17 protein-coding genes and 1 pseudogene are annotated in these 18,409 nt (G+C 71.4%); 5 read left to right on the forward strand and 13 right to left on the reverse strand.

Annotated features, from left to right (window positions below; genetic code table 11):
- The first annotated feature begins 26 nt into the window (after positions 1 to 26).
- Together erpA and nudC are read left to right on the forward strand one after the other, a co-directional pair.
- The gene (gene erpA, locus PQS31_RS13610) at positions 27 to 404 is read left to right on the forward strand and encodes an iron-sulfur cluster insertion protein ErpA (RefSeq protein WP_272763283.1); all 378 of its coding nucleotides are present in this window, start codon (positions 27 to 29) and stop codon (positions 402 to 404) included.
- A 71-nt stretch (positions 405 to 475) separates the two neighbouring features.
- Complete coding sequence (gene nudC, locus PQS31_RS13615) at positions 476 to 1,366, forward strand: NAD(+) diphosphatase (protein ID WP_272763284.1); 891 nt, start codon at positions 476 to 478, stop codon at positions 1,364 to 1,366.
- Here nudC and PQS31_RS13620 read toward each other — a convergent pair whose 3' ends face one another.
- The 5 genes from PQS31_RS13620 to purD form a co-directional block, all read right to left on the reverse strand.
- A complete protein-coding gene (locus tag PQS31_RS13620; RefSeq protein ID WP_272763285.1) occupies positions 1,367 to 1,729 on the reverse strand; it encodes a DUF2752 domain-containing protein in 363 nt (120 codons plus the stop codon).
- A gap of 77 nt (positions 1,730 to 1,806) precedes the next feature.
- Positions 1,807 to 2,133 carry a CD225/dispanin family protein gene (locus PQS31_RS13625; RefSeq protein WP_272763424.1) on the reverse strand — a complete coding sequence of 109 codons (327 nt, stop codon included), beginning with the start codon at positions 2,131 to 2,133 and terminating at the stop codon, positions 1,807 to 1,809.
- Between the two features lie 174 nt (positions 2,134 to 2,307).
- Positions 2,308 to 4,272, reverse strand: a complete 1,965-nt coding sequence (locus PQS31_RS13630) for an MFS transporter (protein ID WP_272763286.1) — start codon at positions 4,270 to 4,272, stop codon at positions 2,308 to 2,310.
- A 58-nt stretch (positions 4,273 to 4,330) separates the two neighbouring features.
- Positions 4,331 to 4,828: an acyl-CoA thioesterase gene (locus PQS31_RS13635; RefSeq protein WP_272763287.1), complete on the reverse strand. Its 498-nt coding sequence runs from the start codon at positions 4,826 to 4,828 to the stop codon at positions 4,331 to 4,333.
- A 20-nt stretch (positions 4,829 to 4,848) separates the two neighbouring features.
- Positions 4,849 to 6,147, reverse strand: a complete 1,299-nt coding sequence (purD, locus tag PQS31_RS13640) for a phosphoribosylamine--glycine ligase (protein WP_272763288.1) — start codon at positions 6,145 to 6,147, stop codon at positions 4,849 to 4,851.
- Between the two features lie 155 nt (positions 6,148 to 6,302).
- On the opposite strand from purD, the gene PQS31_RS13645 reads away from it, so the two are divergent.
- The gene (locus PQS31_RS13645) at positions 6,303 to 7,793 is read left to right on the forward strand and encodes an alanine/glycine:cation symporter family protein (protein ID WP_272763289.1); all 1,491 of its coding nucleotides are present in this window, start codon (positions 6,303 to 6,305) and stop codon (positions 7,791 to 7,793) included.
- Positions 7,794 to 8,081: 288 nt separating this feature from the next.
- On the opposite strand, the gene purH is transcribed toward PQS31_RS13645, so the two are convergent.
- The 7 genes and pseudogenes from purH to PQS31_RS13680 all read right to left on the reverse strand — a co-directional run bounded on the left by purH (position 8,082) and on the right by PQS31_RS13680 (position 14,367).
- Complete coding sequence (gene purH / locus PQS31_RS13650) at positions 8,082 to 9,683, reverse strand: bifunctional phosphoribosylaminoimidazolecarboxamide formyltransferase/IMP cyclohydrolase (protein ID WP_272763290.1); 1,602 nt, start codon at positions 9,681 to 9,683, stop codon at positions 8,082 to 8,084.
- A 63-nt stretch (positions 9,684 to 9,746) separates the two neighbouring features.
- Positions 9,747 to 10,016, reverse strand: a complete 270-nt coding sequence (gene fis, locus PQS31_RS13655; RefSeq protein ID WP_272763291.1) for a DNA-binding transcriptional regulator Fis — start codon at positions 10,014 to 10,016, stop codon at positions 9,747 to 9,749.
- Between the two features lie 119 nt (positions 10,017 to 10,135).
- On the reverse strand, positions 10,136 to 11,113 hold the full coding sequence (locus tag PQS31_RS13660) for a DUF3426 domain-containing protein (protein ID WP_272763292.1): 978 nt from the start codon (positions 11,111 to 11,113) through the stop codon (positions 10,136 to 10,138).
- A 38-nt stretch (positions 11,114 to 11,151) separates the two neighbouring features.
- A complete protein-coding gene (prmA, locus tag PQS31_RS13665) occupies positions 11,152 to 12,066 on the reverse strand; it encodes a 50S ribosomal protein L11 methyltransferase (protein WP_272763293.1) in 915 nt (304 codons plus the stop codon).
- Between the two features lie 98 nt (positions 12,067 to 12,164).
- Entirely contained in the window at positions 12,165 to 12,416 is a 252-nt protein-coding gene (locus PQS31_RS13670) for a hypothetical protein (protein ID WP_272763294.1), read from the reverse strand.
- A 69-nt stretch (positions 12,417 to 12,485) separates the two neighbouring features.
- Positions 12,486 to 13,262: pseudogene (locus tag PQS31_RS13675) on the reverse strand (alpha/beta fold hydrolase); the annotation flags it as partial.
- Positions 13,237 to 14,367 carry a DUF3182 family protein gene (locus tag PQS31_RS13680; protein WP_272763295.1) on the reverse strand — a complete coding sequence of 377 codons (1,131 nt, stop codon included), beginning with the start codon at positions 14,365 to 14,367 and terminating at the stop codon, positions 13,237 to 13,239. The gene PQS31_RS13680 and the pseudogene PQS31_RS13675, both read right to left, overlap by 26 nt.
- 417 nt (positions 14,368 to 14,784) lie before the next feature.
- Between PQS31_RS13680 and PQS31_RS13685 the strand changes: the two genes are divergently transcribed.
- Both PQS31_RS13685 and PQS31_RS13690 read left to right on the forward strand, forming a co-directional pair.
- Positions 14,785 to 15,699: a hypothetical protein gene (locus PQS31_RS13685; RefSeq protein WP_272763296.1), complete on the forward strand. Its 915-nt coding sequence runs from the start codon at positions 14,785 to 14,787 to the stop codon at positions 15,697 to 15,699.
- An 8-nt stretch (positions 15,700 to 15,707) separates the two neighbouring features.
- A complete protein-coding gene (locus tag PQS31_RS13690) occupies positions 15,708 to 16,136 on the forward strand; it encodes a hypothetical protein (protein WP_272763297.1) in 429 nt (142 codons plus the stop codon).
- Between the two features lie 22 nt (positions 16,137 to 16,158).
- On the opposite strand, the gene PQS31_RS13695 is transcribed toward PQS31_RS13690, so the two are convergent.
- Positions 16,159 to 18,318, reverse strand: a complete 2,160-nt coding sequence (locus tag PQS31_RS13695; RefSeq protein WP_272763299.1) for a metallophosphoesterase — start codon at positions 18,316 to 18,318, stop codon at positions 16,159 to 16,161.
- Between the last annotated feature and the right edge of the window lie 91 nt (positions 18,319 to 18,409).

Here is an 18,409-nt window from a genome sequence, read left to right on the forward strand (position 1 = left end):
GGGCCACGGCCCCCATCCTGTGCGCCATGAACAACGATGTCTTCTCGCTCGAAGCCCCCGGTTACCAGTCGCTGGAGCGGCCGCTCGAGTTCACGCCGGCGGCGGCCTCCAAAGTGCGCGAGCTGATCGAGGGCGAAGGCAATCCGGCGCTGAACCTGCGTGTCTACATCCAGGGCGGCGGGTGTTCCGGGTTCCAGTACGGGTTCGAATTCGACGAGGAGCGCGGCGAGGACGATCTGGCGATCGTGACCGACGACGTGACCCTGGTCGTCGATCCGCTGAGCCTGCAGTACCTGATGGGTGCATCGGTCGACTACGTCGAGAGCCTGCACGGCGCCCAGTTCACGATCCGCAATCCGAACGCGAAGTCGACCTGCGGCTGCGGCAGCAGCTTCACCGTCTGAATCCGCGCGCAGGCGCGCGCGCCATCGCCGGTGTGATGCCCCGCTCGACGCGATGTGGCGATAATCCGCCGATGGACTTCAGCTTCGTCGAGGCGCCGCTCGATCGCGCCGAACATCTGCGTACCGACACCGACGCGCTGGCCAGACTCTGGCCGGACGCGCGCGTGCTGGTCCTGGACGCCCGCGGCGATGCTGCGGTGGATGCCGACGGCGCGCCGCCGCAGCTGGTGGGCACCGCGGTGGGGCCGCGCCCGGAGACGGCGGTGTTTCTCGGCCTGCACGGCGAGCAGGGCTGGTTCGCACTGCCCGCGGCGGATGCCCCGGCGTCGCTGCCGGCGCACGGCATGACGGACCTGCGCAGCGCGGCCGCGCAGTGGCCGGCGCGTGAGGCCACGGCGTTCGCCCAGGCCCGCGCCGTGTTGCACTGGCGCAGTCGCCATCGCTACTGCGGCGCCTGCGCGGCATCGCTGGCCTGGGCGCGCGCGGGGTGGCTGGGCCGCTGCACCGGTTGCGGCCTGGAACACTATCCGCGTACCGACCCAGCGGTGATCGTCGCGGTGACCGACGGCGAGCGCCTGCTGCTCGGCCGCCAGGCGGCATGGCCGCCGCATCGGTATTCCACGCTCGCCGGCTTCGTGGAACCGGGCGAGACGCTCGAGCAGACGGTGGTGCGCGAGGTGTTCGAAGAAAGCGCCGTGCGCATCCGCAGCTGCCGCTATCTGGCTTCGCAGCCGTGGCCGTTTCCGTCCTCGCTGATGCTCGGCTTCATCGCCGAGGCCGAACCCGATGCCCCGCGCGTCAACGACGAGCTGGAGGACGCGCGCTGGTTCGACGTCGACGCGATCGGCCGCGCGCTGGACGATGCGCATCCCGAGCTGGCGCTGTCACCGCGCTCGTCGATCTCGCGCTGGTTGATCGCGCGGTGGCACGCGGACCGCGTGCAGCGCCGGGGATCGGCGTGATCAGCCGCCCGGCGCAAGCCAGGTGAACGGCGCCCACGGCAGATTGCGTGCCACGCCGTAGAGCGCCAGCAGACCGATCCAGAACGTCGCCGTGGACATCAGGCGCGCCATGGGCTGCAGGACACGCGCCCGCCAGCCGAGGCGCCAGGCCACGAACACAGGTGTCAGCAGCACCAGCACCAGCAGCAGCGGATTCATCGCCATCGCTTGCGGCAGATCGCCGTGGGCGAGTGCGTGCAGGCAGCGGGTGAGACCACAACCGGGGCAGTGCCAGCCGGTCGCGGTGTAGAACATGCAGGGCGGAAACGGATTGCCCGGTGCATTCGGATCGAACGTGCGCAGCAGCCAGACGCCCGCGCCCACGGCCGCCGCTCCGGCGCCGGCGAAGGCGACGAGACGCGCGGCGGGAAGGCGGGGCGCCCGGCTGCCGGCGGCGTGCATCAGACGCCGCTCTGCATCTGTTCGAAGATCATCCGGTACTGCTCCATGCCACCGCCGAGCGTCAGCGAGTAGACGGTCCACAGCAGGCCGATGATGCACAGGCCCGTGGTCACCCAGCACCACACCTTCGCGGTGTTGGACGCGCGCTGGGCACCGGCCAGGTCACCCTGGCCCAGCAGCGTATTGACCTTGGCGGCGAACACGATCGCGACGATGCCCGGAATCGTGCCGACGACGCAGCACAGGCACAGCGACAGCACGGTCGCGATGATCGCCCACGCCAGGTAGTTGGGCACGGTGCCCGGAGCGATCGGCGTGCCGGGCATCGCGGCGGGTGCGCCGTAGGGATCGCCCGGCGGCGGAGGCGGTGGCGGTGCCGCGGGCGGGACGGGTGGGATCGAACTCATTGCGGTCTCCTGTGCAAGGCAAGAATGCAGACGGTCCCGTCATCCGGAGAGTCGGGGCGGCGCTACTGTAACGCCCGCGCGTGTCGCGTGGCTTCAGGCCGCATCACCGCGCAGGCTGCGCACCTGCGTCTCGAGCGTGGCCGCGCCGAGCCCGGCGGTGTCGTCGATCCGCGGTCCGGCGACGACGTCGATCCGTGCCCGGAAGCGCCGCGGCACGCGCATGCGCGCCAGGCGTCCGGCACCGGCTGCATCGGCGCGGCGGCTCCACATGCTCGCCCACATGCCGCGCAGCGCCATCGGCACCACGGGCACCGTCTGGCCGCGTTCGGCCGCGCGCGCGAGGATGCGTTCGACCCCGCTCTTGAACGGTCCGATGCCGCCGTCGCGGGTCAGCTGCCCCTCGGGAAAGATGCCGATGAGTTCGCCGTCAGCGAGCGCGGCGTCGATCGCATCGAACGCCTTCTGCATCAGCACCGGGTCTTCCTTCGCACCGGCGATCGGAATCGCCTTGGCGTGGCGAAAGATCCAGCGCAGGCCTGGGATGGCGAAGATGCGGTGGTACATCACGAAGCGCACCGGACGTGGAATCGCCGCCGCCAGGATCAGCGCGTCCATGTAGCTCACGTGGTTGCAGACGATCAGCGCCGGGCCGTCGGCCGGAATCGCCGGATCCACGTCGCGCTCGCGCAGCCGGTACAGGGTGCGCACCAGCAGCATGCTCGCCAGGCGCATCAGGAACTCGGGCACGAGGGTGAAGATCCAGATCGCCACCAGCAGGTTGGCGATGCCCAGCGCCAGGAACACCTGCGGAATGCTCAGGCCGGGCAGTGGAATGCGCAGGCCGGCGACGGTGACCCCGTCCATCTGCACCAGCACGCCGAGCACCGCGGCTGTGACGATGAACAGCGAATTCTGGATGTTGAGGCCGGCGATCACCCGCGACAGTTCCGACTTCGGCGTGCGGCTCTGGATCAACGCGAACAGCGGCACGACGAACACGCCGGTGAACAGACCGATGCCGGTCAGGTCGATCGCGATGCGCCAGCCGCCCGGCGCCTGCAGGAACTGCGCGATGGTCAGACCGGTGGCCGGGGGCAGGCCGGGCCGCGCGAGATAGAGATCCAGCAGAAAGGCAGTGATGCCGAACGCACCCAGCGGCACCAGGCCGATCTCGACCGTGCGGGCCGAGAGCTTTTCGCACAGCAGCGAGCCCACGCCGACGCCGACGGAGAACAGGGCCAGGGCGAAGATGTACAGCGCGGTGTCGTTGACCACGCCGCCCAGATACACCTCGGCATAGGTGGGCAGCTGCGCGGTCAGCACGGTGCCGACGAACCAGAACCAGGACACGCCGAGGATCGCGTTGCGCACGGCGAGCTGGCGGCGCGCCAGACGCAGCACCGCGCGTGACTCGGGGATCGGGTTCCAGTTGACTTCGAGCGCGGGCGCGCCGGCATCGACCTTCGGAATCAGCCGCGCGACCACGTTGCCGGCCACCGCCAGCGTGACCACCGACAGCGCCGCCGCTTCGGGCCCATAGCTGCCGGCGAGCTTGAATACCAGGCCGCCGTAGATCATGCCGACGAGGATCGCGATCGAGGTGCCCATCTCGACCAGACCGTTGCCGCCGGTGAGTTCTTCCGGGCGCAGCACCGAGGGGAGGATCGAATACTTCACCGGCCCGAACAGCGTGGACTGCATGCCGGTCAGGAACAGCGCGACCAGCAGCAACGGCATGTTCTCCAGCAGGAAGCCCGCGGCCGCGACCGACATGATCACGATCTCCATCGTCGTCGTGATCACGATCAGCCGGTGTTTCTCGAGCTTCTCGGCGATCTGGCCGGCGATCGCCGAGAACAGGAAGTACGGCAGGATGAACAGCGCCGGCGCGAGATTGGTGTAGAGCGTGCGCTCGGCCGTGCTGACGCCCAGAAAGAACAACAGCGCGATGATCGATTGCCGGTAGACGTTGTCGTTGAACGCGCCCAGGGCCTGGACGGTGAAGTAGGGCAGGAAGCGACGCTGCCGCAGCAGCGCGAACTGGGACTGGCCGGCCATGCAGGCTCCTCGACGGATGCGCGGAGCCTAGCAAAGGCCTGTGGCGCTGCGCGCGGCGTCAGCCGGCGACGTAGTCCGTCGTCTCGCGCACGGCGCGGTAACGCTGCTCGAGCTCCTGGCGGATCTCGCGCCGCTGGCGGCCCTGCGCGAACCGGCGGTGCTCCTCGGCGGTCTGCGGCTCGCGCGGCGGCACCGGGGTCGGGCGCCCGGCCTCGTCCATCGCCACCATCGTGAAGAAGCAGCTGTTGGTGTGGCGCACGGCGCGGTGGCGGATGTCCTCGGTGACGACCTTGATGCCGACTTCCATCGACGTGCGCCCGGTGTAGTTCACCGAGGCGAGAAAGGTCACCAGTTCACCGACGTGGATGGGCTCGCGGAACGTCACCTGGTCCACCGACAGCGTGACCACGTAGCGTCCGGCATAGCGGCTGGCGCAGGCATAGGCCACTTCGTCGAGATACTTCAGCAGCGTGCCGCCGTGCACGTTGCCGGAGAAATTCGCCATGTCCGGCGTCATCAGCACGGTCATGCTCAGCTCGGCATTGCCTGGATTCATGGCGGATCTCGGTGTGGACGTCAGGCGCCGGCGCGTTCGCGTTCGATCGCGCGCCAGCCGATGTCGTGGCGGTGGAATTCACCCGGCCAGGCAATACCGGCCAGCTCGCCATAGGCGCGCGTCTGCGCGTCGGCCACCGTCTCGCCCAGCGCCGTCACGCACAGCACGCGGCCGCCGGCGGTCACCGCCTGGCCGTGCGCATCGAGCGTGGTGCCGGCATGGAAGACCTTGGTGTCGGCCAGCGGCGGCGTGTCCCAGGTGTTGATGACGTCGCCGGTACGCGGCGTGCCCGGGTAGTGTTCGGCGGCCATCACCACGCCGAGCGCGGGGCGCGGGTCCCAGTCGGCCTGCACGGCGTCCAGGCGGCCGTCGATGCCGGCGTCGATCAGCGCGGCGAAATCCGAGGTCAGCCGCATCATCACCGGCTGCGTTTCCGGATCGCCGAAGCGCACGTTGAACTCGATGACCTTGGGCGCGCCGCTCGCATCGATCATCAGGCCGGCATAGAGGAAGCCGGTGAACGGCACGCCGTCGGCGGCCATGCCGCGCACCGTGGGCGCGATCACCTCGCGCATGATCCGCGCATGCACCTCGGGCGTGACCACGGGCGCCGGCGAGTAGGCGCCCATGCCGCCTGTATTGGGGCCGGTGTCGCCGTCGCCGACGCGCTTGTGGTCCTGGCTGGTCGCCATCGGCAATGCCGTCGTGCCGTCGACCATCGCGATGAAGCTGGCTTCCTCGCCATCGAGGAACTCCTCGATCACCACGCGCGCACCGGCTGCGCCGAAGGCATTGCCCGAGAGCATGTCGGTGATCGCGGCTTCCGCCTCGTCCAGCGTCGTCGCGACGATGACGCCCTTGCCCGCCGCCAGGCCGTCGGCCTTGATGACGATGGGCGCGCCGTGCTGGCGCACGTATTCCACGGCGGTGTCGGCATCGCTGAACACCGAATAGGCGGCGGTGGGAATCGCGTGGCGGGCGAGAAAATCCTTGGCGAAGGCCTTGCTGCCCTCGAGCTGGGCCGCGGCCGCGGACGGCCCGAAGATGCGCAGCCCCGCCTGCTGGAAACGGTCGACGACACCGGCCACCAGCGGCGCTTCGGGGCCGACGACGGTGAAGGCGACGCCCTCGTCGCGTGCGAGGGCCAGCAGCGCGTCGAGATCGGTCGCCGCGACGGCCACGTTGCGGCACTTCGGCTCGCGCGCGGTGCCGGCATTGCCCGGCGCGACCAGCACTTCGCCGACGTGGGCCGATTGCGCGAGCTTCCACGCCAGCGCGTGTTCGCGGCCACCGGCGCCGATGACGAGCAGCTTCTGCATGAGACCACCAGGTTGAAGGGGAGCCCGATTTTAGCGGCTGGCGCCACGCCGCGCCTGCCGGGCCGCCGGCCGCCGGCACGCGCACGGGCATCCGGACGCACACGGCACGGATGCTAGGCTCGGGCCCCTTTCCCGCACCGGAGTCCGCCGCGCCGATGGATGTCGTCCCGCTGATCGAATCCGCGCTCGCGCCCGTCGTCGATGCGATCAACGGCGTGCTCTGGAACTACGTCCTGGTGGGCGTACTGCCGCTGGTCGGTGTCTTGTTCAGCGTGCGCCTGGGCTTCATCCAGTTCCGCCGGTTTCCGAAGATGCTCTCGGGCCTGGTGCGCGGCACCGACGGTGACCGCGCCGGCATCTCGCCACTGCAGTCGCTGTGCACCAGCCTCGCCTCGCGGGTGGGGACGGGCAATCTCGTCGGCGTGGCGATCGCGCTGACCGTGGGCGGCCCCGGCGCAATCTTCTGGATGTGGCTGGTGGCCTGCTTCGGCATGGCGACGGCGTATGTCGAAAGTGCGCTCGCCCAGCTGTACAAGCGCCGCGACGCCGCCGGGCATTACCGCGGCGGCCCGGCGTTCTACATGGCCCACGGCCTGCGCGCACCCTGGCTGGGCGCGATCTTTTCGGTCTGTCTCATCCTCGCGTTCGGACTGGTCTTCAGTGCCGTGCAGGCCAATTCGATTTCCGAGGCGGTGACCGGCGCCTGGGGTGTCACGCCCGGATGGACAGCGCTGGTGCTCGTCGCGATCGCGGCGCCGGTGATCTTCGGTGGTCTGCGCCGCGTGGCGGCGACCGCGGAGCTGGTGGTGCCGGCGATGGCGCTGGCCTATCTGCTGCTCGCCGCCTGGGTGATCGTGACCAATCTCGGCGACGTGCCGGCGATGCTGGCGCTGATCGTGCGCAGCGCGTTCGGTCTCGATCAGGCCGCCGGCGGTGTCCTCGGCGGACTGGCGGTCGCGTTGCTCAACGGCGTCAAGCGCGGCCTGTTCTCGAACGAGGCCGGCATGGGCAGCGCGCCCAACATCGCCGCATCGGCCACGCCCTCGCCGCATCATCCGGCCAGCCAGGGCCTGCTGCAGGCCTTCGGCGTGTTCGTCGACACGCTGGTGATCTGCACCGCGACCGCGTTGATGATTCTGCTCTCGGGCGCGCTCGACACCGCCGGCGGCGACGGCGCGGTGCTCACCCAGCAGGCGATGGCCATCCACTTCGGCGGCTGGGGGCCGACCTTCATCGCGATCGCACTGGCGTTCTTCGCCACGACCTCGATCCTCGGCAACTACGCGTATGCCGAGAGTGCGCTGGTGTTTCTGCGCGGCGGTCGCGTCGCGCTGCTGCTGCTGCGCCTGGGCTGCCTGGGCATGGTGGCCTGGGGCGCATTCGCACGTCTGGACATCGTGTGGAACACCGCGGATGCGGCGATGGGCCTGATGGCGATCGTCAATCTGCTGGCGATCGTGCTGCTGTCGGGCGTCGCCGTGCGCCTGACCCGCGACTACGACCGCAAGATCCGCGCCGGCGAGACGTCGCCCCGTTTCGATGCGGCGGCGTTCCCCGAACTCGGCGACACGATCGACCGCAGCATCTGGACCGCGACGAAGACCGTCGCCCCGGGGGCGGCGCCGGCGGGCACGTCCCCCGCCTGACGGCGCGCGCTCGCGCGCAAGCGCGCCTACACGGGAACGCGGCGCTGCGCGCGCATCCGCGCAGCGCGCGCCGCATGTCTCGGGTGCCGGCGGGCGCCGACACCGCGACCTGCAGGCGTGCGTGCGATGGGCGGCGGCTGTCCGCGGTCGCGGGCGGCCCAGACGTCGAGTCCCCGCCACCGGACGGGACCGTCGCAACGCGCTCGGCGCATCGGCGCGCCTGTCGGGGACGGTGCGCCGAAACGCCGGTCGTCCCCGTGCACGCCGACGTGCACGGGCAGGCCACGCTCAGTGGCGGAAGTGGCGCACCCCGGTGAACACCATCGCGATGCCGTGCTCGTCGGCAGCGGCGATCACCTCGGCGTCGCGCATCGAGCCGCCGGGCTGGATCACCGCCCGGATGCCCGCCTCGGCAGCCGCATCGATGCCGTCGCGGAACGGGAAGAACGCATCCGACGCCATCACCGAGCCCGGCACCACCAGGCCCGCATCACCGGCCTTGATGCCGGCGATGCGCGCCGAGTACACGCGACTCATCTGGCCGGCGCCCACGCCGATCGTGCGGTGGTCCTTGGCGTAGACGATCGCGTTGGACTTGACGAACTTGGCGACCTTCCACGCGAACAGCAGGTCGTCGAGCTGCGCATCCGTCGGCGCGACCCGGGTGACCACCTTGAGCGCGTCGCGTGCGACGTCGTGGTTGTCGGCGTCCTGCATCAGCAGGCCAGAGCCCACGCGCTTGACGTCGATCATGTTGCGTCCGTCGCCGTGCGGGATGCGCAGCACGCGCACGTTGGCCTTCTTGGTCGCGTAGTCCAGTGCTCCCGCTTCGAAGTCGGGCGCGATCAGCACCTCGACGAACTGGCGGTCGAGGATCACCTTCGCCGTCGCGGCGTCGAGCGTGCGGTTGAACGCGATGATGCCGCCGAACGCGGACGTGGGATCGGTCGCATACGCGAGTTCGTAGGCATCGCCGCAGGCGGCGCCCACCGCGACGCCGCAGGGATTGGCGTGCTTGACGATCACGCAGGCCGGCGCGTCGAACTGGCGCACGCACTCCCAGGCGGCATCGGCGTCGGCGATGTTGTTGTACGACAGTTCCTTGCCCTGCAGCTGCTCGAACGTGGCCAGCGTGCCCGGCACCGGATACAGGTCGCGATAGAACGCCGCGCGCTGGTGCGGGTTTTCGCCGTAGCGCAGGTCCATCAGCTTGATGAAATTGCCGTTGCTCTGCGCCGGGAACGGGCCGCGGCAGACCGCGCCCGCGTCGGAGACCTCGGCGATCGACGACAGCACGTCGCTGATACGCGCGTCGTACTGCGCCACGCGGTTGAACGCGGCGACCGCCAGCGCGAAGCGGGTGGCGCCGGCGAGCGCGCCGTCGTTGGCGTCGAGCTCGGCCAACAGCGCGTCGTACTGCGCCGGATCGGTCGCCACCGCGACGTGGGCGAAATTCTTCGCCGCCGCGCGCAGCATCGCCGGGCCGCCGATGTCGATGTTCTCGACGATGTCGTCGAACTTCGCATCCGGCGCGTAGGCCACGCGCTCGAAGGGATAGAGGTTGAGCACCAGCAGGTCGATCGCGCCGATGCCGTGCTCGGCCATCACCGCGTCGTCGGTGCCGCGCCGGCCGAGCAGGCCGCCGTGTACCTTCGGGTGCAGGGTCTTGACCCGGCCGTCCATGATTTCCGGAAAACCGGTGATCTCGCTGACGTCGCGCACCGGCAGGCCGGCGTCGCGGATTGCCTTGGCGGTGCCGCCGGTCGACAGCAGCTCGACGCCGCGCGCGGACAGTGCGGTCGCCAGCGGAATCAGGCCGGTCTTGTCGGAAACGGAGAGCAGGGCGCGGCCGATCTTCACGGGCGCGCCGGCAGGCACGTGGGCGGTCATGGGCGAGGGGACGAGGCGGATGGACGCGCGATTATAGCGGCCGCCGGCATCGCACCCGGGCGCTCAGACCAGGGCGTACTCGCGCAGCTTCTTGCGCAACGTGGCGCGGTGGATGCCGAGCATCGCTGCGGCGCGGCTCTGGTTGCCGTCGCAGAAGTTCAGCACTTCGACGAACAACGGAATCTCCAGCTCGCGCAGGGCGACCTCGTAGAGATTGTCGGTGTCGTTGCCGTTGAGGTCGCCCAGATAGCGCTGGATCGAGACCGCGACATGCTCGCGCAGCGGTGTACGTGGAACCTCGCGCGGACTGCTGTTGGATCGGTCTGCGTTCAAAGCGGATCTCGGCGGATGACGACGACGTGGCCGCCGGCGCACTGCGCCGACGCTCCGGGACGGCGGGCCAGTCTAGCGCGCGCGCCGAGACCGGAACAACGCCGGCGCGCCGTGCGGCATCAGATGAAATCGAAGGCGAAGGACACCGCGCGGCCTTCAGGTTCGCGCAGCACGAGGCGCACCTGCGCGCTCTGTCCGGCGGCCAGGGGGGCGCCGCGCGCGTCGGCGTCGAGATACTCCTCGGGCGCGAAGGTGCGGCTGCCGACGGGGCGGCCGTCGATGTCGGAGAGCGTCAGCCGCAGATGCGGCCAGCCCTGTGCCCAGCGCGCATCGTTGCGGAACGTCGCGCTGACCAGCAGCTGCGACGGTGCGGCGGGATCCGGGCGGACGTCACGCGCCAGCAGGGTCAATGCGGCGGGTTCGCGCCACGGCGGCAGGCTGCAGCGCAGCGCGCCGCAGAGCGTCGTCAGCAGCGGACGCCAGCCGGGGTCCCGGGCGAGCCGCGCGCGGTCGGCCAGCAGGACCTGCAGCACCAGCAGCAGCGACAGCGCGGCGACGCCGGCGGTCAGCAGCCGGCGCTGGCGGCGTGATTCGCCGGCACCTCCGCTGCGCATGCGGCGCACGAAACTCGGCGACGGGCGGGCGATGCCGGGACCGGACAGGCGATTGGGCGAGCGCCGGTCGGGCACCGTCACCAGGGGGGCGGGCTCGGAGGGCGGTGATGATGTCGGCGCGGCGGGTGCTGGCGCTTCGGACGGCGCCGGCGAGGCGGCTGCGGGTGCGGGCGGCGTGGCAGCGACCGCGGTTTCGGCCGGCGCGCGCGCCGGCTCGGGGCGCGGCGATTCGGTCGCAGACCGTGACGGCGTATCGGGCGGCGGCGACGTGGCAGGGGCTGCGGGCGGCGCTGGTGCCGGCGTCGTCGGGGGCGCAGGCGCGGTCGCGGCCTGCGCCGGCTTCAGCAGCGTGGCGACCGAAGGCGCGGCCGGTGCATCGGCCGCGCGCAGGACACCGCGACAGCGCGGACAGCGCTCGGGCGGCAGATCGGTCACCGGATCGGTGGCCACCAGCGTGCCGCAGTGCTTGCAGTTGATGAACATGGAGCTATTGAATCACGGCGCCCGGGCCGCAGTGCCGCTCAGCGACGGACGCCGTCGATCCGGACCCAGTCGCCCTCGCGGGTCACCGCCAGCTGTTCGAACCAGGGCCGGTAGCGGCGCAGCAGCTCCTCTTCCTGGCCGTCGAGAATGCCCGACAGCGCGATGCGTCCGCCCGGCGCCACACGCTCGGCCAGCACCTCGGCCAGCGCGTCGAGCGCCGAGGCGAGGATGTTCGCCAGCACCACCGGATACGTCGTCTGCGGCGCCTCGGCCGGCAGGCACACCTCCAGCGCGGAACCGACCGCATTGCGTTCGGCATTGTCGGCCGAGGCCAGCAGGGCCTGTGGATCGTTGTCCACGCCGACCGCGTGCGCGGCTCCGAGCTTGAGCGCCGCGAGCGCGAGGATGCCGCTGCCGCAGCCGTAGTCCAGCACCGTCCGTCCGTCGAGCGCGCCCTCGGCCGCCAGCGCATCGAGCCACTGCAGGCACAGCGCGGTCGTGGGATGGGTGCCCGAGCCGAAGGCCAGGCCCGGATCGAGCCGGATGATCGCCGCGTCCGCTCCGGCCTCGTCCGGCACGTCCAGATTCCACGGCACGATCCAGGTGCGCGCGCCGAAGCGCAGCGGCACGTACTGGTCCATCCACGCGCGTTCCCAGTCCTGGTCCTCGACGCTGCGGAAGCCCGCCCGCGTCCAGTCGAGCTCGCCGTCGAAGGCATCGAGTGCGGCGAGCAGCGCCAGCGCATCGGTCTCGGCGTCGAACAGCGCGGTCAGTACCACCGAATTCCACAGCGGCGTTTCGCCGACGCCGGGCTCGAGGATGGCGTGCTCGTTGCCGGTATCGGCATCGGCGTCGAGCATGGTCACGGCCAGGGCGCCGACATCCTCCAGCGCGCGCGCATACCGCGGCTGTTCCGCCTCGGTGCACTGCAGGGTGAGTTCGAGAAAGGGCATCGACGCGGTCCGGGGGAAGCAGGGGCGGCATGGTGGCCGGCGGCGCGGTCGGCGTAAACCCCCGGATGCGCGCGGCTCGGCCGCCGCCCGCCCCCGGCTCAGCGCGCGGGCGGTTCCGCAGGCGGGGTCGGGTCGACGGCATCCTCGGTCGGTGCCGACGTGCGGGTGCCGTCGACATCGCGCGCGGTCACGCCGCCGGCCTCGTCCGGGCTGCGGTTGGCGTTGGGGTCGGGCGGGCTCGTGGTCTGCGGATCGCGCGATGCGGCGGGCGGCTGCGGATGCGGATTGCAGGCGACCGTCAGCATCGCAACCAGGATCAACGCGGGCACAGCACGGACGGAGAAACGCATGGTGGACTCCCGGCAACGGCGATGCCCCACCTTGGGGCCGCCGCTGCATGCGGCACGTCAACGCGGGCCGAGCGATTTCTGGCGGGCCACGGCCTCGCGGGCGAAATGCTCGCGGGTGCCGACGACCATCTCGGTCAGCCAGTCGATCAGGTAGGCGGTGTACTGCTGCTGATGGCGCTTTTCGGTCAGGGCGTGGTCGGCGCCGCGGATCATCCGCGAGGTCAGCGAACGCGCGCTGCCGAAGGCGGCCTCGAAGTTCTTGGTCACGCGGTGCGGCACGATCGTGTCGTGCTCGGCCTCCACCAGCAGCACGTCGCCGGTGTAGGCGGCCGCGGCGGACAGCGCGAGGTTGTCGGCCGGCGCGAGTACGGATTCGCGATAGGGCATCAGCCCGGGGTCGGCGTTGAGCGCGGTCTTGGGTGCGTCCCAGCCCGGATCGGGATAGATCGCCGGTGAGCGCAGCGCCAGCCAGCGCACCCGGCGCAGGCGGGTCAACAGCGCCGCGAGATAGCCGCCGTAGCTGATGCCCACGACGGCGATCGCATCCGGATCGACCGCCGGCACTGCGGCCAGGGTGTCGTAGGCGGCGACGAGGTCGTCGAGATTCTGCGCGCGCGAGACGTGATCACGCTGCGCGGCATCGCGTGCGTGGCCACGCAGATCGAAGGTCAGACAGATGCATCCCAGGCCCACGGCCTCGCGCGCGCGCACCAGATTGTGCTGTTGCCGGCCGCCCCAGCCGTGTACGAACAGCACGCCGGGCACCGACTCGGCCGGCGCCAGCAGCGTGGCGCTGAGGCGCTCGTCGTCGACCGGGATCTCAAGCGTGGAAAGACGTGCTTCCATCGAAGGCCTCGAATGCGGACAGGGCGCCGGGATCGGCACCGGCGTGGCGGAACTTGGTGATCAGGCCGCAGCGCGGATCGTCGAGCACACAATAGACCTCCGCCTGCGCCGGCACCTGCACCGGGCCGTGACGTTCGACGGTCGAGGCGAGCACGCGGGTAATCCCCGGCTCGCGGTCGAGCAGGTCGAATGCCGCCAGTTCGGCCGGCGTCGCGCCGCCGACGCGCCACGATTGTTCGAGCACGCCGCCCTGTGGGCGTCCCTGCGCGTCACGGCCCCAGAGCACGTCGTAGTTGCGGCGCGAGCACACCAGCTGCGGATAAGCGGCCTGCGCGCAGCGGTCGTAGGCGATCGCCATGTCCACGGTGCGTCGCAGGCGCGGCTGGTGGACGACCTCGAGCAGTTCGGGCAGGCCGCCGCGCACCACCGACAGGGTCGATCCACCGTAGACCGGACGTCCGAGACGGTCGCGCCCGAGTCCCTGGGTGCCCACGTAGGCGATGCTGCGTCCGCCCAGACGCAGCGTGCCGACGCTGTAGGTCGCCGGTTGCGCCACGTCCGCCTCGACGACGACGCCGGCATCCAGATCGGCGGGCGTGAGCAGGCCGAGGCGATGCCGGCAGGCGTCGAGATCGTGCACGACGAACTGGCCGCCACCGCCGATGCCGTCGGCGAGCTTGATGCGCACCGCACGTGCCGATGCCAGCAGCGTGGCGGCCGCACGCAGCAGATCGCCGCCGGCGAACACGCTGAAGCCGGGAACGGTGACGGCCTGCAACTGCGCCCCGAGCGCCGCGTTCCAGCCTGCCGGCGCGGCGGCGTCGGCGGCGACGAGGCCATGCGTGATGAGCTTGGTGGCCACGAACGCCGCCGGCACCACGCCGCCCAGCAGGTCCGACGCCTCGACGACGCCCCAGCGTGCGGCGGCGCCGGCATCGAGCGTCTCCTGCGGCACGAGAAACGCATCGTCCTGCGGGGATGGCAACGCATCGGCGAAGCCGTCGAACGGCAGTTCCAGAATCCGGGCGACCTGGGCGGCGATCCAGCCGAGCGTGGCGCGCTCGTGTCCCGGGCGGGCGGCGGTGGTGCCGGGGACGGCGATCACCCGCGTCGGGCGGGAACGGGACGGCTGAGGTGCAAGGGAGGTCGGAAGCATCGGCGCGCCTGCGTGATCGGCGCCCGGGGACGGCGGCGCCCGCTGCCGCACGCGTGCGCGCGCGGCCCGGTCCTCCCGCGTCCAGCATAGCGGTCGGCCGGCGACTGTGGGCGGGCCGCCTCGTGCACCGCGTGAAACGTGCCCGGGCGCGTGTCGCCCGGCCTGCAGCGACTTCCCGCAGGCGGGGTGACGGCGCGCACGCTTCGCCCGACACCGCCGCGGGCGAGGCCCGGTGATCGGCTAGAATCCACGCTCCGTGCCTTGCGCCGGGCTGCCGCGGCCGCAGCATGGCCGTCATCCGCAGGACCGCACGTGTTGGTCAGAGTGTTCGCCCTCATCGCGCTCGTCGGAGCCGTGGTCACGTCGATGACGACCTGGCGCGCGGCCACGCCCGTGGACGCGGCGGCGACGATGGCCCACGCGGCGCCGGACGTGGTTCGACCCGCGCCGATGCCGGCCTTCGACGATCCCGATCCCGACCGCGCGCCACCGGCCGCGCTGGGGCGCGTGACGGTTCCGGCGAAGGCGCCGGCGCGATGGAGTTCGCGCCGTCAGGAATTCGAACGCAGTGACGACCTGTTCGCATTCGCCCGGCGGCTGCAGCCGGCGGCCGACGCGGGCGATGCCGAAGCGCGCTGGCTGGTGAGCCGCGTGCACGACTACTGCGGCGCGTACGCGCAGGCGCCCCTCGATTACACACGCGACACCGCGCTGATGGCGCGGGTGGCCCCGCGCGTGGCGCGTGCGCTGGAGGGCGCGCGCGATCGCGTGGCCGCGCGCTGCGGCCGCTTCCTGCCCGGTGACGTGGGCGGCTTCCTGCAGCTGGTCGCACAGCGCCAGGAAGCCGCGCTGGCGGGCAGCCTGGCGTCGGAAGCCGCTCTGCTGGCCATGGGCGAGCCGCTGGTCGACGACGAACTCTATCGTCGGGATCTGGTGGCGCGGGTGCAGGCCTCGCGCGATCCGGACGCCTACATGGCACTGGCACCCGCGATGGGGCTGGCCGCCGCCGGTGACGCCGCGCTGGCCGGTGCCGTGTCCGGCACCCGGATGTCGGAACTGGCCTGGCAGCTCGCATCCTGCCGGCTCGGTCTCGACTGCAGCCAGGGCGGGGCACTGATGACGCAGTACTGCGCCAACGGCGGCATCTGCGCGCGCGCGCCGCAGCAGGATTTTTCCACCTTCGTCCACCAGGCGGCGCTGTCGCCGGGCGAGGCGGACGAGGTCGACGAGATGGTGAACATGCTCCTGATGGAGCACTCGCATGAAGTGGTGATGAGATGACGAAGCGAATGACGTCGCGCCGTGTGCGCTTCTGGTTCTGGGTCGCCCTGTTCGGCGGCTATTCGGTCGCCGTGGCCGGCGTGGTGGTCGATGCGGTCGGCAGCCACTACCGCAGCCTGTCCCAGGTCGAGACCACCACCGTCGACGCGCCGGAGGCGCAGCGCCAGCTCGGCGCCGCCCAGATCGCCGCGCTTCACCGCGCGCAGAGCGACACGCCGTTCCGCACCCTGCCGGCCGGGGAGACGTTCCGCGTGGTCTGGCCGGACGGATCCAGCGAAATGGTGCGGATCGTCAGCCAGGCCGATGCGCACGGCACACGGCCGGTCGACGGTGAAGCGACGCTGCCGCTGGGGCCGATCGAACTCGAAGTCCAGCCGGTGTCGACGACCGCGCCGCGCCGCGATCCGTCATGGATGGCCGAGAGCATCGGCCACTGAGGTCCTGTGCGAGGTCACGCGCTCAGCGCGTGACCGGGGCGGGTGGCGCGGTGCGCGCAGGTGCGGCCGTCGGCGACGCTGGGGGCGGCGCATCGGGGGACAGGTCCACCACCTCGCCGCGGGCGAGGTCGAGGCGCACGTGCGCGGTCGGCGCCCCTGCCGACAGGCGGCCGACGATCGCGAGCAGCGGGCCGATCCGTTTCCGCACCAGTGCGACCACCGGCGTGCCGCCCGCGAGTGCCAGGCCGGGATCGGGCGGGCCGGCGCCGTCGGCGGAGAACAGTTCCGCCAGCAGCGCGTACTGCGCCAGGCGCGCTGCCGGGATGTCGTCGAGCGCGAGATCACCGGCGTTGGCCAGGCGCATCATGTCGACCGCGAGGTCGAACATCGTCCAGTCGGCCAGCGCGCCGAGCGTGAGCCCGCGTGCGCCGGCCAGTCGCGCCGCGCTGCGTCGCGCGGATTCGATGCGCGCGGCCGTGCGCGTCCCGGCGCGACCTGCGGATGCGTCGCCGGTCTCGTCCAGGCAGGCGGCGAGCGCGGGCGGCGCGCCCGAGTCCGGCGCGGCGAGCCAGTCGCGCAGCGTCGTCGCCCGGGGCAATTGCGAGAGCACCAGCAGGTCGGCGCCCGAGACCGGCCCCTGCACCAGCGCATGCAGATCGCAGAGCCAGTCACTGTCGAGCAGGCGCAGACGCACCAGTTCCGTCAACGCGTGGCGCGCGAAGCTGCGGTAGTCGCCGGCGTCGAGGATCGCGGGGTCCCAGCGCGCATCGGCCGACGCCGCGTGTTCCTCGCGGTAGAGATCGAAGAACTCGTCGAAGCGCGGAACCGCGCTCACACGGATGGTCTCCACCTCGATCCGATCCGCGCCTTCGACCGTCATCAGCGTGTAGGCCGGTACGTAGGCAGCCAGCGACGGCGTCTGGATGTTGAACAGCGTGTGGCCCTCGGGCGTGCGGTGAACGGCGATGTCGTTGAGGTGCATGTGCCCGCCGACATGCACCCGCAGGCCGGTCCGTGCGAGTGCGCCGGTCGTGGTGTCCGCCGGGCGACGTGCCAGCTGCATGGCCTCCGCGCCGAGCAGGCGAGCGATGTCGTCGGACGCGCCGTTGAAGAACTCGCCCATCGGAAAGTGGCTGAAGGCGACGACCTGCTTGCCCTCGGCTGCGCCGCGCGCCACCACGTCCGCCAGCCAGGTGATCACATGCGGCTTGTGCCGCAGCATGCGGTCGTAGCCGTGGTTGCCGGACCCGCTGAACGTGGTCGCGCCGGTCGGCAGGTAGACGTTCGCATCCAGGCCCACCAGCCACAGGCCCTCGACCGGCTCGACGACGTAGGAGGCATCCGGCAGCCGCGCGCAGAGCGGGCCGTCCGTCCGCGGTGTCTCCTGATCCGCGAGGTCGTTGCAGACCGTGGACGCGCGCCTGGACCATTGCGCCTGTTCGCGGGCGCGCGCGAACGCGTACTCATCCGGTGCCACGGGGCTGTAGGGCGTGGCGTAGTAGCGGTCCTGCGGCTTGGGCATGAAGCCGTGCCCGGCGAGTGCGGCGGTGATGCCGGCATGGCCCAGATGGCGCACGGCGTCGGTGCAGTGCACGACACCGTCGGGCGTGGTCCGCGTGCCTGCCACGCCGTCGCAGGCGGCGTGCGCGCCGGCGCTGTACACCGCGACCGGTCCCGGACGCCCCGTACGGGGATCACGGCCGAGATAATCAGGTTTTCCGCCGGGCTGATCGAAGGGGCGTACCGGATCGTGATTGCCCGGCACCGCGAAGAACTCGACGCCGTGGCGCGCGGCGTAGTCGTCGAGGATGCGCACCAGGCCGCGCATGTGCACGGGCTGGCCGTCGTCGGAAAAATCGCCGGGCAGCGCGATGATGCGTACCCCGCGGGCGACCGCATCGTCGAGCGCGGCGAGAAAGGCGAATGCGTTCTCGTTGAACAGGCGTGTCGAGGTCAGCTGCGCCTGCATCGTGCGTATCGTCGCCCGGCGTCCGGTGCGCGGGTTGAGCACACCATCGAAGGTGCCGGGCTCGAACGTGGCGTGGACGTCGTGGAAGTGCACATCCGGCATGAACGCGATGCGCACCGGGGCCTGCGGCCCGGCCGGGCGCGGCGCATCCTCCGCATGCGCGTCCGCGCCGGCCGCCGCCAGGCCGCACAGCAGCAGGGCGGCGGTCAGCACGCGCGACCGCTTCGGAACGCGCGCGGGCCGGCGAGGCGAGAGGTCCGCGCCCGCGTGCCCGCTCCGGGGCGTGGAGCGGGCGCGCCGTCCG

This window comes from Luteimonas sp. BLCC-B24 (genome assembly GCF_028550595.1).
In the GTDB taxonomy this organism is placed as follows: domain Bacteria; phylum Pseudomonadota; class Gammaproteobacteria; order Xanthomonadales; family Xanthomonadaceae; genus Luteimonas.

What these genes read in the sequence shown, in the direction of transcription:
- PQS31_RS13685 (WP_272763296.1), top strand. Translation starts at nt 14,785, where the DNA reads ATGACGACCTGGCGCGCGGCCACGCCCGTGGACGCGGCGGCGACGATG.
- purH (WP_272763290.1), bottom strand. Translation starts at nt 9,683, where the DNA reads ATGACCGCCCACGTGCCTGCCGGCGCGCCCGTGAAGATCGGCCGCGCC.
- PQS31_RS13645 (WP_272763289.1), top strand. Translation starts at nt 6,303, where the DNA reads ATGGATGTCGTCCCGCTGATCGAATCCGCGCTCGCGCCCGTCGTCGAT.
- PQS31_RS13625 (WP_272763424.1), bottom strand. Translation starts at nt 2,133, where the DNA reads ATGCCCGGCACGCCGATCGCTCCGGGCACCGTGCCCAACTACCTGGCG.
- PQS31_RS13690 (WP_272763297.1), top strand. Translation starts at nt 15,708, where the DNA reads ATGACGTCGCGCCGTGTGCGCTTCTGGTTCTGGGTCGCCCTGTTCGGC.
- erpA (WP_272763283.1), top strand. Translation starts at nt 27, where the DNA reads ATGAACAACGATGTCTTCTCGCTCGAAGCCCCCGGTTACCAGTCGCTG.
- PQS31_RS13630 (WP_272763286.1), bottom strand. Translation starts at nt 4,272, where the DNA reads ATGGCCGGCCAGTCCCAGTTCGCGCTGCTGCGGCAGCGTCGCTTCCTG.
- PQS31_RS13660 (WP_272763292.1), bottom strand. Translation starts at nt 11,113, where the DNA reads ATGTTCATCAACTGCAAGCACTGCGGCACGCTGGTGGCCACCGATCCG.
- prmA (WP_272763293.1), bottom strand. Translation starts at nt 12,066, where the DNA reads ATGCCCTTTCTCGAACTCACCCTGCAGTGCACCGAGGCGGAACAGCCG.
- purD (WP_272763288.1), bottom strand. Translation starts at nt 6,147, where the DNA reads ATGCAGAAGCTGCTCGTCATCGGCGCCGGTGGCCGCGAACACGCGCTG.
- PQS31_RS13635 (WP_272763287.1), bottom strand. Translation starts at nt 4,828, where the DNA reads ATGAATCCAGGCAATGCCGAGCTGAGCATGACCGTGCTGATGACGCCG.
- nudC (WP_272763284.1), top strand. Translation starts at nt 476, where the DNA reads ATGGACTTCAGCTTCGTCGAGGCGCCGCTCGATCGCGCCGAACATCTG.
- PQS31_RS13670 (WP_272763294.1), bottom strand. Translation starts at nt 12,416, where the DNA reads ATGCGTTTCTCCGTCCGTGCTGTGCCCGCGTTGATCCTGGTTGCGATG.